18 protein-coding genes are annotated in these 14,092 nt (G+C 45.5%); 6 read left to right on the forward strand and 12 right to left on the reverse strand.

The window, feature by feature from the left end; genetic code table 11:
• Positions 1 to 6: 6 nt before the first annotated feature.
• Positions 7 to 219, forward strand: a complete 213-nt coding sequence (locus ICN10_RS03845; protein ID WP_215348025.1) for a twin transmembrane helix small protein — start codon at positions 7 to 9, stop codon at positions 217 to 219.
• Positions 220 to 280: 61 nt separating this feature from the next.
• On the opposite strand, the gene ICN10_RS03850 is transcribed toward ICN10_RS03845, so the two are convergent.
• The 7 genes from ICN10_RS03850 to ICN10_RS03880 all read right to left on the reverse strand — a co-directional run bounded on the left by ICN10_RS03850 (position 281) and on the right by ICN10_RS03880 (position 5,864).
• Positions 281 to 1,135, reverse strand: a complete 855-nt coding sequence (locus tag ICN10_RS03850) for a cytochrome c oxidase subunit 3 (protein WP_216212830.1) — start codon at positions 1,133 to 1,135, stop codon at positions 281 to 283.
• Positions 1,136 to 1,164: 29 nt separating this feature from the next.
• The gene (locus ICN10_RS03855; RefSeq protein WP_068319664.1) at positions 1,165 to 1,359 is read right to left on the reverse strand and encodes a DUF2970 domain-containing protein; all 195 of its coding nucleotides are present in this window, start codon (positions 1,357 to 1,359) and stop codon (positions 1,165 to 1,167) included.
• The gene (locus ICN10_RS03860) at positions 1,356 to 1,940 is read right to left on the reverse strand and encodes a cytochrome c oxidase assembly protein (protein ID WP_068319666.1); all 585 of its coding nucleotides are present in this window, start codon (positions 1,938 to 1,940) and stop codon (positions 1,356 to 1,358) included. Before ICN10_RS03860 ends, ICN10_RS03855 begins: the two co-directional genes overlap by 4 nt.
• Positions 1,941 to 1,954: 14 nt before the next feature.
• Entirely contained in the window at positions 1,955 to 2,170 is a 216-nt protein-coding gene (locus ICN10_RS03865) for a cytochrome oxidase small assembly protein (RefSeq protein WP_216212833.1), read from the reverse strand.
• Positions 2,070 to 3,689 (reverse strand): cytochrome c oxidase subunit I, encoded by a 1,620-nt coding sequence (gene ctaD / locus ICN10_RS03870; protein WP_216212836.1) that lies wholly within the window; start codon positions 3,687 to 3,689, stop codon positions 2,070 to 2,072. Before ctaD ends, ICN10_RS03865 begins: the two co-directional genes overlap by 101 nt.
• Positions 3,690 to 3,732: 43 nt before the next feature.
• Complete coding sequence (gene coxB / locus ICN10_RS03875; RefSeq protein WP_370626216.1) at positions 3,733 to 4,803, reverse strand: cytochrome c oxidase subunit II; 1,071 nt, start codon at positions 4,801 to 4,803, stop codon at positions 3,733 to 3,735.
• Positions 4,804 to 5,066: 263 nt separating this feature from the next.
• A complete protein-coding gene (locus tag ICN10_RS03880) occupies positions 5,067 to 5,864 on the reverse strand; it encodes a methyltransferase domain-containing protein (RefSeq protein WP_255536799.1) in 798 nt (265 codons plus the stop codon).
• A gap of 23 nt (positions 5,865 to 5,887) precedes the next feature.
• Here ICN10_RS03880 and ICN10_RS03885 point away from each other — a divergent pair, with 23 nt between their 5' ends.
• The gene (locus ICN10_RS03885) at positions 5,888 to 6,649 is read left to right on the forward strand and encodes a ComF family protein (protein ID WP_216212844.1); all 762 of its coding nucleotides are present in this window, start codon (positions 5,888 to 5,890) and stop codon (positions 6,647 to 6,649) included.
• Entirely contained in the window at positions 6,642 to 7,112 is a 471-nt protein-coding gene (gene trmL / locus ICN10_RS03890) for a tRNA (uridine(34)/cytosine(34)/5-carboxymethylaminomethyluridine(34)-2'-O)-methyltransferase TrmL (protein ID WP_216212847.1), read from the forward strand. Before ICN10_RS03885 ends, trmL begins: the two co-directional genes overlap by 8 nt.
• Before the next feature lie 22 nt (positions 7,113 to 7,134).
• On the opposite strand, the gene ICN10_RS03895 is transcribed toward trmL, so the two are convergent.
• From ICN10_RS03895 to ICN10_RS03910, 4 genes are read right to left on the reverse strand one after another with little or no spacing between them, the layout of a single operon-like run.
• Positions 7,135 to 8,157 carry an NAD(P)H-dependent glycerol-3-phosphate dehydrogenase gene (locus ICN10_RS03895; protein ID WP_216215148.1) on the reverse strand — a complete coding sequence of 341 codons (1,023 nt, stop codon included), beginning with the start codon at positions 8,155 to 8,157 and terminating at the stop codon, positions 7,135 to 7,137.
• Positions 8,158 to 8,180: 23 nt separating this feature from the next.
• The gene (gene secB, locus ICN10_RS03900) at positions 8,181 to 8,693 is read right to left on the reverse strand and encodes a protein-export chaperone SecB (RefSeq protein WP_216212849.1); all 513 of its coding nucleotides are present in this window, start codon (positions 8,691 to 8,693) and stop codon (positions 8,181 to 8,183) included.
• Between the two features lie 29 nt (positions 8,694 to 8,722).
• Entirely contained in the window at positions 8,723 to 8,977 is a 255-nt protein-coding gene (gene grxC / locus ICN10_RS03905; RefSeq protein ID WP_068319680.1) for a glutaredoxin 3, read from the reverse strand.
• A 9-nt stretch (positions 8,978 to 8,986) separates the two neighbouring features.
• On the reverse strand, positions 8,987 to 9,400 hold the full coding sequence (locus ICN10_RS03910; protein WP_216212852.1) for a rhodanese-like domain-containing protein: 414 nt from the start codon (positions 9,398 to 9,400) through the stop codon (positions 8,987 to 8,989).
• A 22-nt stretch (positions 9,401 to 9,422) separates the two neighbouring features.
• Here ICN10_RS03910 and gpmA point away from each other — a divergent pair, with 22 nt between their 5' ends.
• From gpmA to ICN10_RS03925, 3 genes are read left to right on the forward strand one after another with little or no spacing between them, the layout of a single operon-like run.
• Positions 9,423 to 10,112, forward strand: coding sequence for a 2,3-diphosphoglycerate-dependent phosphoglycerate mutase (gene gpmA, locus ICN10_RS03915; RefSeq protein WP_216212868.1), 690 nt, complete (start codon positions 9,423 to 9,425; stop codon positions 10,110 to 10,112).
• 12 nt (positions 10,113 to 10,124) lie between these two features.
• The gene (locus ICN10_RS03920; protein ID WP_216212872.1) at positions 10,125 to 11,558 is read left to right on the forward strand and encodes a S41 family peptidase; all 1,434 of its coding nucleotides are present in this window, start codon (positions 10,125 to 10,127) and stop codon (positions 11,556 to 11,558) included.
• A gap of 21 nt (positions 11,559 to 11,579) precedes the next feature.
• Positions 11,580 to 12,332, forward strand: coding sequence for a HesA/MoeB/ThiF family protein (locus tag ICN10_RS03925; RefSeq protein WP_216212874.1), 753 nt, complete (start codon positions 11,580 to 11,582; stop codon positions 12,330 to 12,332).
• A 4-nt stretch (positions 12,333 to 12,336) separates the two neighbouring features.
• On the opposite strand, the gene ptsP is transcribed toward ICN10_RS03925, so the two are convergent.
• Positions 12,337 to 14,088 (reverse strand): phosphoenolpyruvate--protein phosphotransferase, encoded by a 1,752-nt coding sequence (ptsP, locus tag ICN10_RS03930; protein WP_216212877.1) that lies wholly within the window; start codon positions 14,086 to 14,088, stop codon positions 12,337 to 12,339.
• Between the last annotated feature and the right edge of the window lie 4 nt (positions 14,089 to 14,092).

Consider the following 14,092-nt stretch of genomic DNA (forward strand, 5'->3'; position numbering starts at 1 on the left):
TTTGTGATGAAGTGGATTATTCCAATTGTCCTACTAATGATTGTTTTTAGCTTAGGATCGGCTTTGTATTACATGATGAAAGATAGGGGCAATAGCTCACGCATGGTCCACTCACTCATGCTGCGTATCGGACTCTCTATCGCACTGTTTGCCGGAATTCTACTGGCCCACTACTTTGGACTCATTGAGGCCACTGGAATTAAAGTAGGCACCAATTAAACGGTGCCTTTCTTGAAGGCTTAAAAACAAATCGGGGCTTTAGGCCCCGATTTTTATTAGATTACATCCAGTAAACAGCGATGTACAGGCCGAGCCAGACTACGTCAACGAAGTGCCAGTACCAAGCAGCCCCTTCAAATGCAAAATGATGCTGAGAAGTGAAGTCGCCACGAATCATACGACGCAAGACAATCGCTAACATTGTGCCGCCAAGGAAAACGTGGAAGCCGTGGAAACCAGTCAACATGAAGAATGTAGAGCCATAAATGCCTGAAGTCAGCTTCAAGTTCAGCTCATGATATGCATGGTAGTACTCATAAACCTGGAAGCCCAAGAAAACAATACCCAAACCAACCGTTGCAGCCAAGCCAATGATTGCTTTCTTCATATGGTTCTCTACTAACGCATGGTGAGCGATAGTGATCGTTACACCAGAGCTCAAGAGCAACAATGTGTTGATTGTTGGAATTGGCCAAGGACCCATGGTGGTGAATTTCTCAACCAAACCAGCAGGACCATCATTTGGCCAAACAGCTTGGAAATTAGGCCAAAGCAATTTGCTTTCTACATCGCCCATCCAAGGCATCGCAATATTGCGCGCATAGAACAAAGCTGCAAAGAATGCGCCGAAGAACATGATTTCAGAGAAGATGAACCAAGCCATCGACCAGCGATAGGAGATGTCAACGTTGACACCGTTCTTGCCAGCATTAGATTCTGCAATCGTGTCACCGAACCAGTTATAGAGAACGTAGAGAACAAACGCAACGCCCGCGAGGGTCAAAGGTCCGCCCCAAGAGGCATGATTTACCCATCCAGAAATACCAAAGCCAAAAGCAATTAAGCCAAAAGCGGCCATTGCTGGATGTCTAGATAGTCCAGGGACGAAATAGTATGGGGTTGAATTGGATGACATCTTATTCTCTCTATTCAATCAAAAAATAATCAATGGGACACAACTACTTTCACTATCAACAGGAGGACGCCCATAAAAATCAAGGCGCCAATAACACCTGCAATGATAATGTGCACAAAACTCAATGAAGCAACATCTTCCTGCAAACCAGACTTCTTACGCACCCCCAAAAAGCCCCACATCACGGCTTTCATAGACTGCATAAAACTACTTTTCTTTTTCATGAAGCCAACCTTGATTTAGGGGCTGGCGGCGTACCGCCTAAACCCAACTCAAAGAAGGTATATGACAAAGTAATTGTTTTTACATCATCCGGTAAACCTGCATCGATCACAAAGACTACCGGCATCTTTTTTGTTTCTTTTGCTGCTAGCGTTTGCTCCTGAAAGCAAAAGCACTCTAATTTAGTAAAAAACTCCGTTGCACTTTTAGGCGCATAACTCGGTATTGCTTGAGCACGCACTGGGCGATTTTGATTGTTAGTCACTTCATAAACAATCTCTGTCATTTCACCAGGGTGTACTTCTAAAAAGTTCTTTACTGGTTTGAAGGTAAACGGGCCGCGGCTATTTGAATCAAACTCAATAGTTACTGTACGAGCATAGTTAACTTGGGTATTGCCAACCTTATTAGGGCTGAAGGCTCTGACACCATAATCATTCTTGCTTGTTACTACGTTAATTCCGGTGACCTCACACAAGGCCTTGTACATCGGAACTAAGGCATAGCCAAAACCAAACATCATCACAGCTGCAATTAAGAGCTTCAACAAAATTTGGCGGTTGAGTGCTTGATCTATAACCATCGTCATCAGCGGGCTTAACCCAACAAGCTCCGTTTAATCACAATGCCAATAAAAAAAACTGCTACTACGCTCAACAGAATGAAGCCCATCCTGCGATTATTCGCAGCAAGGGCTTGCTTACCTGATGAATTAAATTCCTGCTTCACGCATCTGCTCTGCGCTAGGCGGAGTTTCAAAAGTGTGATGTGGTGCTGGTGACGGTACTGTCCACTCAAGACCCTTAGCGCCATCCCATGGCTTCATTGGAGCTTTTTCGCCTTGGCCACGATACGCTGGCATTACAACGAAGAGCAAGAAATAAACCTGCGCTAAACCAAAGCCCAATGCACCGATCGATGCAATCGCATTGAAGTCAGCAAACTGAGTTGGATAGTCAGCATAGCGACGTGGCATACCTGCCAAGCCCAAGAAGTGCATTGGGAAGAAGGTGATGTTGAAGAAAATCATGGAAGCCCAAAAATGGATCTTGCCGCGAGTTTCATTAGCCATGTAGCCAGTCCACTTTGGACACCAGTAGTAGAAGCCAGCAAACATTGCGAACAATGAACCTGCAACCAAAACATAGTGGAAGTGAGCAACAACGTAGTAAGTATCTTGTACGCCGATATCAATTGGCGCCATTGCCAAGATCAAACCAGTAAAGCCACCCATGGTGAAAACGAAGATAAAGCCAATAGCCCACAACATTGGAGTTTCAAAGGTCATTGAACCTTTCCACATTGTTGCTACCCAGTTGAAAATCTTCACACCAGTTGGAACTGCAATCAACATGGTTGCGTACATAAAGAACAACTGACCAGTTACTGGCATACCAGTTGCAAACATGTGGTGAGCCCAAACGATGAAAGACAAGATCGCGATCGATGCAGTTGCATAAACCATTGAGCTGTAACCAAACAATGTCTTTCTGGAGAAAGCAGGAACGATTTCACTCACGATTCCGAATGCTGGAAGAATCATGATGTAAACCTCTGGATGACCGAAGAACCAGAAAATATGCTGGAACATGATTGGGTCGCCACCGCCAACTGCGGAGAAGAATGAAGTACCGAAATGACGGTCAGTCAGAACCATCGTAATTGCGCCAGCCAATACAGGCATCACAGCGATCAACAAGTAAGCAGTGATCAACCATGTCCAGCAGAACATTGGCATCTTCATTAATGTCATGCCAGGAGCGCGCATGTTCAAAATAGTTACGATGATGTTGATCGAACCCATGATCGATGAAGCACCCAACAAGTGAAGTGCAAAAATCGCCATGTCCATGCCAGGGCCCATTTGTGAAGTCAATGGAGCATAGATAGTCCAGCCACCTGATGGAGCGCCACCAGGAACCAAGAATGAGCTCAACAACAATGTTGCTGCCACTGGAAGAATCCAGAAGCTAAAGTTGTTCATACGGGCAAATGCCATATCAGATGCACCGATTTGCAAAGGCACCATCCAGTTAGCAAAGCCAACGAAGGCCGGCATAATCGCGCCGAACACCATCACCAAACCGTGCATGGTTGTCAGTTGATTAAAGAACTCTGGACGCAGGAACTGCAAACCAGGTTGGAACAATTCCAAACGAATTCCCAAAGCCATCACACCGCCAGCTAGCAAGCTAACGAATGAGAAGATCAAATACATCGTGCCGATGTCTTTGTGGTTGGTTGCGAACAACCAACGACGCCAACCATGTGGCGTGTGATCGTCGTGCGCGTGGTCGTGTGCGTGATCGTGGGTAGTAGAGACTGTGCTCATGAATTACTCCGGTTTCGTTTTTATCTGTATTTGTTAATCTGAATTAATTGCCGCGCGCAGTAATAATGTCTTGGGTCTGAATCACTTCACCCGTCTTATTACCCCATGCGTTACGTGTATAAGTCATCACTGCAGCGATATCGCCATCAGAGATCACGCCAGCCCATTTCGGCATTGCGCCTTTACCGTTAATCAAGATGTTGTACTGAGCAGCTTTAGGGCCCAATACCATCTTGCTACCATCCAATGCAGGGAAAGCGCCTGCACCTTTACCGTTAGGCTGATGACAAGCTGCGCAGTTTGCTGCGTAAACTTTTGCACCACGCTCTTTTTGCTCATCCAAGGTGTAAACCTTTGATGGATCATCGCCAGCAGCGCCCATTTCTTTTTTCTTCTGAGCAACCCAAGCGGTGTAGTCATCTTGTGAAACTACACGCACAACGATAGGCATAAATGCATGCTCAGCACCGCAAAGCTCAGAGCACTGACCGCGGAAAGTGCCGATAGTTTCAGCCCTGAACCAGGTATCACGAACGAAGCCTGGAATCGCATCTTGCTTTACGCCAAAGGCTGGGATTGTCCAAGCGTGAATAACGTCATTTGCTGTAGTGATCAAACGAATCTTTTTGCCAACTGGCACAACCATTTCATTATCTACTTCCATCAAGTAGGTATTTGATTTTGGTGCCAAGTTATTAATTGCTTCGCGTGAAGTAGACAAAGTGGATAGGAAGCTAATGCCTTCACCTTCACCTTTGATGTAGTCGTAACCCCACTTCCACTGATAACCAGTAGTTTTAATAGTGATGTCAGAGTTAGTAGTGTCTTTCATTGCTACAACTGTTTTTGTTGCAGGCAACGCCATACCGATCACGATGAGCAATGGAATGACTGTCCAAATAATTTCAACAGTGGTGCTCTCGTGGAAAGACGCTGATTTGTGACCCAATGATTTGCGGTGCTTCAAAATGGAATAGAACATCACTCCAAAAACACCAATAAAAATTAAAGCGCAAATTACCAACATCATCCAATGCAACCAATGGATCTCTTGCATGATTTTGGTAGCAGGAGCTGTGAAATTCAGCTGATTAACAGCTGGGCCACCAGGCATGTTCTCTGCTGCATGTGCAAATGCAGCGCCAAAAGCAGCTACGAAATAGAGCGAAGCCCTAGTGACTTTTCCAAATAAATTCATCTTATTCTCTGTTTATTGTCGTGAGCAAAGCGACAAAAATGCCGCGAATTGCCCAAAAAACGGTCTCAAGCCAATACATCCTGCCGTGATTATAGGGTTAATTAGGCGTAACAACAAACAGGGATAACCCAGCCTGATCCAATCTTGACGAAGGTTAAAATGATAGTGAGTACTTACACTTAAGCAGAATCTGGCCTAGTCTTGCGTCCAATTTGATTTAGATCAATATAGGCCACGCTGTCTTTGGCCTTCGCCAGATGTTTTCCAATCGCCCAGGCATGCCCATAAACCACCTCTAAAGTGAGTTTTTGCGGCAAAACACTCAATTCTGAAGCTTCTAAGGGGGTGGAATGGATCAATTTGAGGGCGTTGATATCCACCAACAATAAGGCACTGTTTTCATAGTCTAAGGTTAGGTACTCCATGTCCATTACCGGATCCGAAAATCGCTCTGCAAGCAATGCATCACCCATATCGTGCATGTCCCAAGGGCTTAATAGATTTTTCAGCTTTAACTCTACAAGGGATATTGAACGCAACTCTTTCCCGGTATCGGGGCCCAGATAGCTAAACGCAATTAATCCACCCTCACGCAGGACGCGCCAGCACTCGTGTAGAAATTGCTTAGGCTCTGCCAGATCGTGCAATAGAAGATCACTAAAAATCAAATCAACAGAATTATCAGAAAGATCAAATTTTCCCGACGATGTGTAACTGGCTAAAGAACTAGTGCGAGCCCCAAATAGTGAACGCCAATGTGTGACTGCTTTAGCGCGCCACATTGCAAAACCTGAAACACTCTCATCTACGAGGCTAATTAGGCGCGCCCTTGGGTAGCGCTTAGCAAATGTATTCAAATGCTTTCCGGGAAAGTCCGGCACTATCAAAATATCTTTTACATCGAGCTTAACGATGTCTAACTTTTGCAGCATGCGATCTGCAATTTCGTCTTGTAACCATCTGATGGGCTGGGTCATTGGCTCAGTATACTCAGCGCCCCATGCAATTTCCAGAGAACATTTTTGAAGCGATTTGTGACCGGCTTTTACCAACGGCTTGTATTGCTTGTCAGCAGTTTCAGCAGCGCTCTATTTGCAATAACTGTTTAGACGCTTTGCGAGATGAAGGCTTGTTTAACTATCAGTGCTGTTATCAATGTGGCATCACACTTCAGGCCGAAGAAATTGCCCAGCAATATTGCGCACTCTGCCAAATATCTGAACTCTACTTTGATGAAACCTATTGCTTAGATCGTTACACAGGCATTCTTCAATCAGCATTGCATGAGTTTAAATACCAAAAACGCATTGCTTATGGCCATGCACTCAGCAGCGCCTGGAACATACTTATCTCTTCGCAACTTGAACACATTGACTCAAGTTATTTGCTACCTGTTCCATTAAGCATCCAAAAGTTGGCGCAACGTGGCTTTAATCAAAGCTGGGAAATTACTAAACGAATTCAATGTGGGCGGCATATTCAGAAATCACCCTACATACTGAAGCGTCACCATTATTCAGAACACCAGGCTGGAAGCAATCTTGAAGACCGACATCTATCCATTAAAGGAATGTTCTATATTGAAGCAAAATACATCGAGCAAATTCAAGATAAAACGGTCATCGTATTTGATGATGTCATGACTAGCGGAGCAACCCTAAATGAAATTGCCCGCGTTCTGAAGGACAATGGCGTATCTCGCGTAGTCAATTGGGTACTTCTCAGGGCTGCGCGACCAATCGAAAGAGTGCAACATGTTTAATATCGTCTTATTCGAACCAGAAATTCCCCCCAATACCGGGAACATCATTCGCCTCTGTGCAAACACTGGTGCCAAATTACATCTAATAGAGCCTCTTGGATTCCCGATGGAGGATGCAAAGCTTCGCAGAGCTGGCTTGGACTATCACGAATTTGCAAGAGTAAAAGTTCATCAAAATTGGGCGCAGTTTTTAAAAGATGAAAATCCCGACCCTGAACATCTTTTTGCATTAACCACCAAGGGGTCAGGAAAATTTCATGAGGGCAAATATTCGCCTAATGATTACTTTGTATTTGGTTCTGAAACCAAAGGCATTACAGATGAAGTAAGAGATTCCATCCCAGCTACTAATCGCATGCGTCTTGCAATGCAAGATAGTAGTCGCAGCTTAAATCTATCCAATACAGTGGCAATCGTTGTGTATGAAGCATGGCGCCAAAATGGCCTTGCTGGTGGTCAATAACAAGCTGACCTGAGAACTGCGCTTAGGATTCGATTTTGGGATCGCGCCCCATGAGCTTCTTAACGGCATCATGTGGCTTTAATTTTCCAGATAGTACTTCGCCCATCATGGCGGTAATAGGCATCTCTACACCAAGACGTTTGGCTAAGTCTCCAACAGCTTGAGCGCACAGTACGCCCTCAGCAACGTGACCAAGACTAGCAAGTATTTCGGACAATGATTTTCCAGCGGCAAGCTCAAGACCAACGCGACGATTACGAGATAGATCTCCTGTTGCGGTCAAAATTAAATCGCCGACTCCAGTTAGACCCATACAAGTTTCAGACTTGCCACCAGCAGCCTTTACTAGGCGCATCATTTCTGCCAAACCACGTGTCAAGACTGCGGCGCGGGCATTCAGACCTAAATCTAAACCATCACCAATACCTGCGGCGATAGCCAAGACGTTCTTAATAGCGCCACCCAATTCAACGCCGATCAAATCATCACTTGAGTAAACGCGCATATTGCCGTGATGGAAGGCGGCTTGAACAACTTCGCAAAGTTTTGCAGATTTACTTGCGACAGTTAAGGCACAAGGCATGCCCGCGCCAACCTCACGTGCAAAGCTAGGGCCAGACAAGGCGCCATACGAATGCGTTATGCCATGTGAGTGAATTTTGCTTTCACGCTCTACCACTTGATGCGGCAACAAAGCAGTATCAGGCTCTAAGCCTTTGCATAACCAAATAATATTGAGGGGGTGTTCGGCAACTTTTAAGACTTGAGCAATCGTTTCAGAAAGCCCAGACATTGGCGTAGCAATGACTAAAAGATCATCGCTCGAAAGTCTTTTAATCGCAGCAGCAAAATCGCTCTCGAGTTTTAATCCCTCGGGTAATTGAATACCTGAAAGATAGGCTCGGTTTTCACCGCTCTTTTGAATATCTTGTAATTGCTGCTGGCTACGAGACCACAAACAGACATCACCTTCATTGAGATGGCGAGTAGCCTGTGCGGCCATCGCCGTTCCCCAAGCGCCAGCACCAAGCAGTGTCACTTTCATGATCTGTGGGCTCACTTAAAAACTTAGTGAGGCTTGCTTTCAGTTGCTGCGCCATCTTTTGTGGCGGCTTCTTGTTGAGCCTGCATCAAACGATGCTCATACATGCCATGGAAGTTAATTTCATTCAAATGAATTGGCTGGAAACCTGCGCGACTAATAATGTCAGCGATATTTGAACGCAAGTATGGATACAAAATAGTTGGGCAAGCAATGCCGAGCATTGGATCAATTTGTTCAACAGGGATGTTGCTGAACTCAAAAATACCTGCTTGTTTAGCTTCAACCAAGAACAATACTTTCGTATCCACCTTAGCAGTCACAGTAGAGCTCAAAGCCACCTCAAAGATTCCTTCGCTTAAAGGAGCAACGGAAATATCAATCTCTACTTGCACTTGTGGCTCAGATGCAACCAACAAAATCTGTGGTGCATTTGGCTGCTCAAGCGATAAATCTTTTAGATAAATACGCTGAATACGAAATCCAGGCTCTTTAGATTGTTCGATGCTCTCTTGGGGTGCTGAGGATTGTTCAGTCATTACTAACTTTCTTTTGTATGTTTAATCTATTAAGCCAACAAAGGATCGAGCTTGCCGGCGCGATCCAATGCAACTAAGTCGTCATAGCCACCTACATGGGTGTCGCCAATATAAATTTGCGGGACTGTGCGGCGACCAGTGCGGGTCATCATGATCTCTCGCTGAGATGGATCACGATCAATCAAAATCTTCTCTAAGTTCGCGACGCCTTTTTTGTGCAATAGCTTTTCTGCCATGACGCAATATGGGCAAACCTGGGTGCTGTACATCGTTACTGGAGGCATTATTTCTCCTTACTTCACCAAAGGAAGGGCTGCTGCTTTCCAAGCCTGTACACCACCATCCAGTACACCCACCTCTACAAAACCCAACTTTTGAGCTTCAGCAAGTAGTTTGCGGGATTGATTGCCAGTGTCACAAACTAGGACAACAGGCAGCTTACGGTCTAACTTCAGCTTTTCAATTGCGGCGGTCAAGGCGGAAGAATTGGCAAATTTAGCGCCAGGGAGGTGCCCAGTTTTGTACTCCTCCTCGGAACGCAGATCAAGCACATACGCTTTGCGACGATTAATCCAAATTGTTGCCTCTGTAGGCGACAAGCCTTTTCCGCCAATAAGCGTAGATAATGTCGGTAGGAAAAGCGCTGCGCCCGAAACCAGTAGGAGGGCGATTAGCGCTAAATTATCAATTTGCGTGAGAAAGTTCATCACCGGATTATAGAATGGCTCTATGAAACAACTTGTCCTTATTCGTCATGGCGAATCCGCCTGGAACCTTGAAAACCGCTTCACTGGCTGGGCGGACGTTGACTTAACCCCAAAAGGCGCAGAGCAGGCCCTAGCAGCAGGTGCAAACCTCAAAAAAGCAGGCTATGAATTCGATATTGCCTATACCTCTGTTTTAAGGCGCGCTATTCGCACCCTCTGGAATGTTCAAGACACCATGGACCTCATGTGGTTGCCGGTTGTTCATAGCTGGCGACTGAATGAGCGTCACTATGGCGCCCTCACCGGACTCAACAAAGCAGAGACTGCTCAAAAATATGGGGACGAGCAAGTCCATATTTGGCGACGCTCATATGATGTGCGTCCACCATTGCTAGAAAATGAAGATGAGCGCAACCCCAAAAATGATCCGCGCTACTCCAAACTCAATACAACTGATATTCCATTGGGCGAGTGTCTGAAAGATAACGTTGAGCGTGTCTTGCCATTGTGGAATGAATCGATTGCTCCAGCACTCAAAGCTGGTAAGCGCGTTTTATTAGTTGCTCACGGCAATAGCATTCGCTCTCTCATTAAGTATTTAGATCAAATGTCTGATGAAGACATTATGGAAGTCAACGTTCCAAATGGCATCCCACTGGTTTACGAATTAGACGATGACCTTAAGCCTATTCAACACTTTTATTTGGATTAAAACAAAAGAGCTATGCGCCAATTTCTGAAGAATTTTGCACTGATCGCAGTTGGTCTTATTGCTGGAGTTGCAGCTACGATCCAGCTCTCCGCGACCGCCCAGCAAGGCGCCCAGCTCCCACTGGATGAACTGCGCACACTGTCCAATGTCTTTGCACAGATTAAACGCGAGTATGTGGAGCCGATTGAAGATAAACAATTATTGACAGATGCTGTCAAAGGAATGGTAAGCAGTCTTGATCCGCATTCCACCTTCTTGGACAAAAAAGATTTTTCAGAAATGCAGGAACAAACGTCTGGAAAATTTGCTGGTCTCGGTATTGAAATTACATCTGAAGATGGTGTGGTGAAGGTATTAAATCCAATTGAAGATAGCCCAGCTGCCCGTGCAGGTCTGCAGGCAGGAGATTTAATTACACGTTTAGACGACAAGCCAGTACGCGGTATGTCTCTCGACAAAGCTGTCCGCACTATGCGTGGCACACCGGGCACCAAAATTACTTTGACAGTATTTCGTAAGAGTGAAGAGCGTAGCTTTCCAGTAACAATCACTCGTGCAGAAATTAAAGTTCAATCAGTCAAAACTAAAATTCTTGACAACGATATTGCTTGGGTACGTATCACTAGCTTTCAGGAGCGCACCGTTCCTGATCTTGCTAAAAAATTAACTGATATTGCCAACCAAGACCCAAAACTTAAAGGCATCATTCTTGACCTTCGTAACAATGGCGGCGGTTTATTGCAAGGCGCTGTAGGGGTTGCGGCCGCATTCTTGCCATCAGATGCCATTATTGTCTCCACCAAAGGCCAATCCCCAGATTCGAAGCAAGTATTCAATGCCACTCCGGCCATGTACCGCTTGAATGAGTCTGGCGACCCACTAGCGGGCGTACCAGCCATCTTCAAGAAGTTGCCTATGGTGGTGTTGGTAAATGCTTATTCCGCCTCAGCCTCTGAGATTGTGGCTGGCGCACTTCAGGATTACAAACGCGCAACCATTATCGGCAAAACGACCTTTGGTAAGGGCTCCGTACAAACCGTTCGCCCTCTGACCAATGATTCAGCGCTCAAAATTACTACCGCTTACTACTACACCCCTAGCGGTAAATCGATTCAGGCTTTTGGCGTTAAACCAGACATTCCAGTAGACCAAAATAAAGATGGTGATCCTGATGATGTTTTGATCACTCGCGAGATTGATAGCGAGAAGCATCTGCGCAACAAACAATCTGCTGAAGACAAGCTCATTAAGGATCGTGAGCAACGTCGCCTCGAAGAGTTGCAACGCATTGAAGAAAAAAATGCGAAGAAAACTCCTGAGGAAAAAGAGAAAGATAAAAATAAGAAGCCTCCAGAGCTTGGCAGCGCAGATGATTTCATGCTTTCTCAAGCAGTGGCCTTTATTAATGGCCAGCCTGTGAAGCGCTCATCATCTAAGCTTGAATAATTTTTAGCTTACGGCCAGCAAATGAATGACGAGCAGTTACTTCGCTACTCTAGGCATTTATTGCTGGAAGAAATTGATGTTGTTGGCCAAGAAAAACTGCTTAATGCACACGTATTAGTAATTGGAGCTGGCGGCCTGGGCAGTGCGGCCGCGCCTTACTTGGCAGCAGCAGGAGTAGGTCACATCACCCTGATGGATCATGATGCAGTAGAGCTGACAAATTTACAGCGCCAAATCATGCATGCTGAAAGCAGTATTGGTAAAAGCAAAGTTGCCTCCGGAAAAGAATTTCTAGAGCGACTTAATTCCTCGATACAAATCGAAACCATTCAAGCTAAAGCAACTAACTCACTGCTGGATGAGTTATTGCCGAGCGTGGATGTAGTTTTAGATTGCACAGATAATTTCTCAACCAGGCATCTGATTAATGCTGCCTGCGTTAAAAACAAAACTCCACTGGTGTCTGGATCGGCCCTCAAATTTGATGGTCAAGTCAGCGTTTTTGATCCACGCAACTCAAAGTCCCCATGCTATGCCTGCATCTTTTCTCCAGATGAGCAATTTGAAGAAGTCAGCTGCTCTAGCATGGGTATCTTCTCGCCCTTGGTGGGAATTATTGGCGCCATGCAGGCAGCACAGGCTCTACAAGTTTTAATTGGTTTTGGTGAAACCTTAGTGGGGCGTATGCTGCTTTGGAATGGGCGGACAACTCAGATTGATGAAATCCGCATTAGCCGCAATGGTGAGTGTTCAGTGTGCGGCTCAGCGCACTAAGACACTAAGAAAGTAAGCGCTCCAAAGCTTTCGCTTGTTCTTCGGGCTCATAAGCCCTTAATACTCTTGCTACACGAGCCTTTAATAAGCCTACATTAGCCTGTAGGATCTCACGCTTTACCAATAGCAACTGACTAAAGTGCATTGAAAAATCGGTCAGGCCCAGCGCCAGTAATAACCTGGTTAATGCAGGATCACCAGCCATCTCACCACAAACAGCCACAGGCACATTTGCGCGTTTAGCTTGCTCAATGATATTTGCCAATAGGTTCAATATGGCCGGATGCAGTGGATCATATAGATGTGCAACTGAATGGTCTGCCCGATCAATCGCCAAGGTGTACTGAATTAAATCGTTAGTACCAATAGATAGGAAATCAAAGCGATTAATAAACAAAGGTAGCACTAAAGCGGCAGCCGGAATCTCAATCATGGCGCCGACTTGAATATTCGGATTAAATGCTTTGCCACGCTGATGCAATTGCTGCTTTGCTTTTTCAATCAACCTAAATGTTTCATCAATTTCTTTAGCGTGCGCCAACATTGGAATCATGATGCGCGCTTGACCATGCGCCGACGCACGCAAGATTGCCCTTAACTGCGTTAAGAAAATTTCAGGCTCTGTTAAAGACCAGCGAATCGCCCGCAAACCTAGTGGTGAAGTGCCTGTCTGCGAAACGTCTCCGCCGCCGCCTAAAGCCTTATCAGCACCCACATCAATCGTTCTAATATTCACCGGCAAGCCATGCATCAAATCTACTACTCGGCGGTATTCTTGATATTGCTGCTCTTCGTCTGGCAAAGCCTGTTTGCGATCCATGAATAAAAATTCGGAGCGGAACAAGCCAACACCTACTGCACCCAACTTCACCGCTTGAATAGCATCTTCTGGCAACTCAATATTAGCGAACAACTCAATCTGAACGCGATCAGCCGTTTCAGTTTTGGCATGTTTTAACTGCTGGAGCTTGCGAGCTTCTTTTAAAACCTGAGTTTGTAATTTTCGATATTCGGCTAGCAGTTGCTCATCAGGAGCGACAACCACAACACCTCGCTCGCCATCCAATACGAGCCAGTCGCCGTGACGAATCATTTCACTCGCATGACGCACGCCGACTACCGCAGGAATCTCCATGCTTCGAGCCACAATAGCGGTATGGGAGGTCTTACCACCAAGGTCCGTTACAAAACCTGTAAAAGCATGCTCTTTAAAACGCAACATGTCGTGCGGAGCAATATCATGGGCAACAATGATCGATTCAACCCCAATATCACTTCCAGGCAAGAAATCTGAATCATTTAAGGAATCTTTTTTCTGGGCATTTAATGCCTTAATCACGCGCTCAGCAACCTGCCGAATATCATTTGCGCGCTCTTTTAGATATGCATCCTCAATATCTGCAAATTGCTCCAATAGATCATTGAGCTCAGTTGTTAAAGCCCAAGCTGCATTCAATCTCTGGGTACGAATTAACTTAATCGGCTTCTCAGCCAACGCAGGGTCAGCCAATATCATGCCGTGCACATCTAAGAATGCCGCCATCTCTTGAGGTGCATCTTTAGGTAAGCCTTGACGTAATTGCTCGAGCTCTAAACGTACCTGATCAAACGCATCCAACAACTTTTGAGCTTCAGCCTCTTCTTTACCGGCCTCAACCAGATGATGACTCACTTCTAATGCTGCACGAGATATCAGTACGGCCTTGCCTATAGCAATGCCCTTTGATACTGGAATTCCGTGCAAAGCAAATGTCATGCTA

Origin of the sequence: Polynucleobacter sp. 86C-FISCH (genome assembly GCF_018882415.1) — a bacterium.
Classification (GTDB): domain Bacteria; phylum Pseudomonadota; class Gammaproteobacteria; order Burkholderiales; family Burkholderiaceae; genus Polynucleobacter.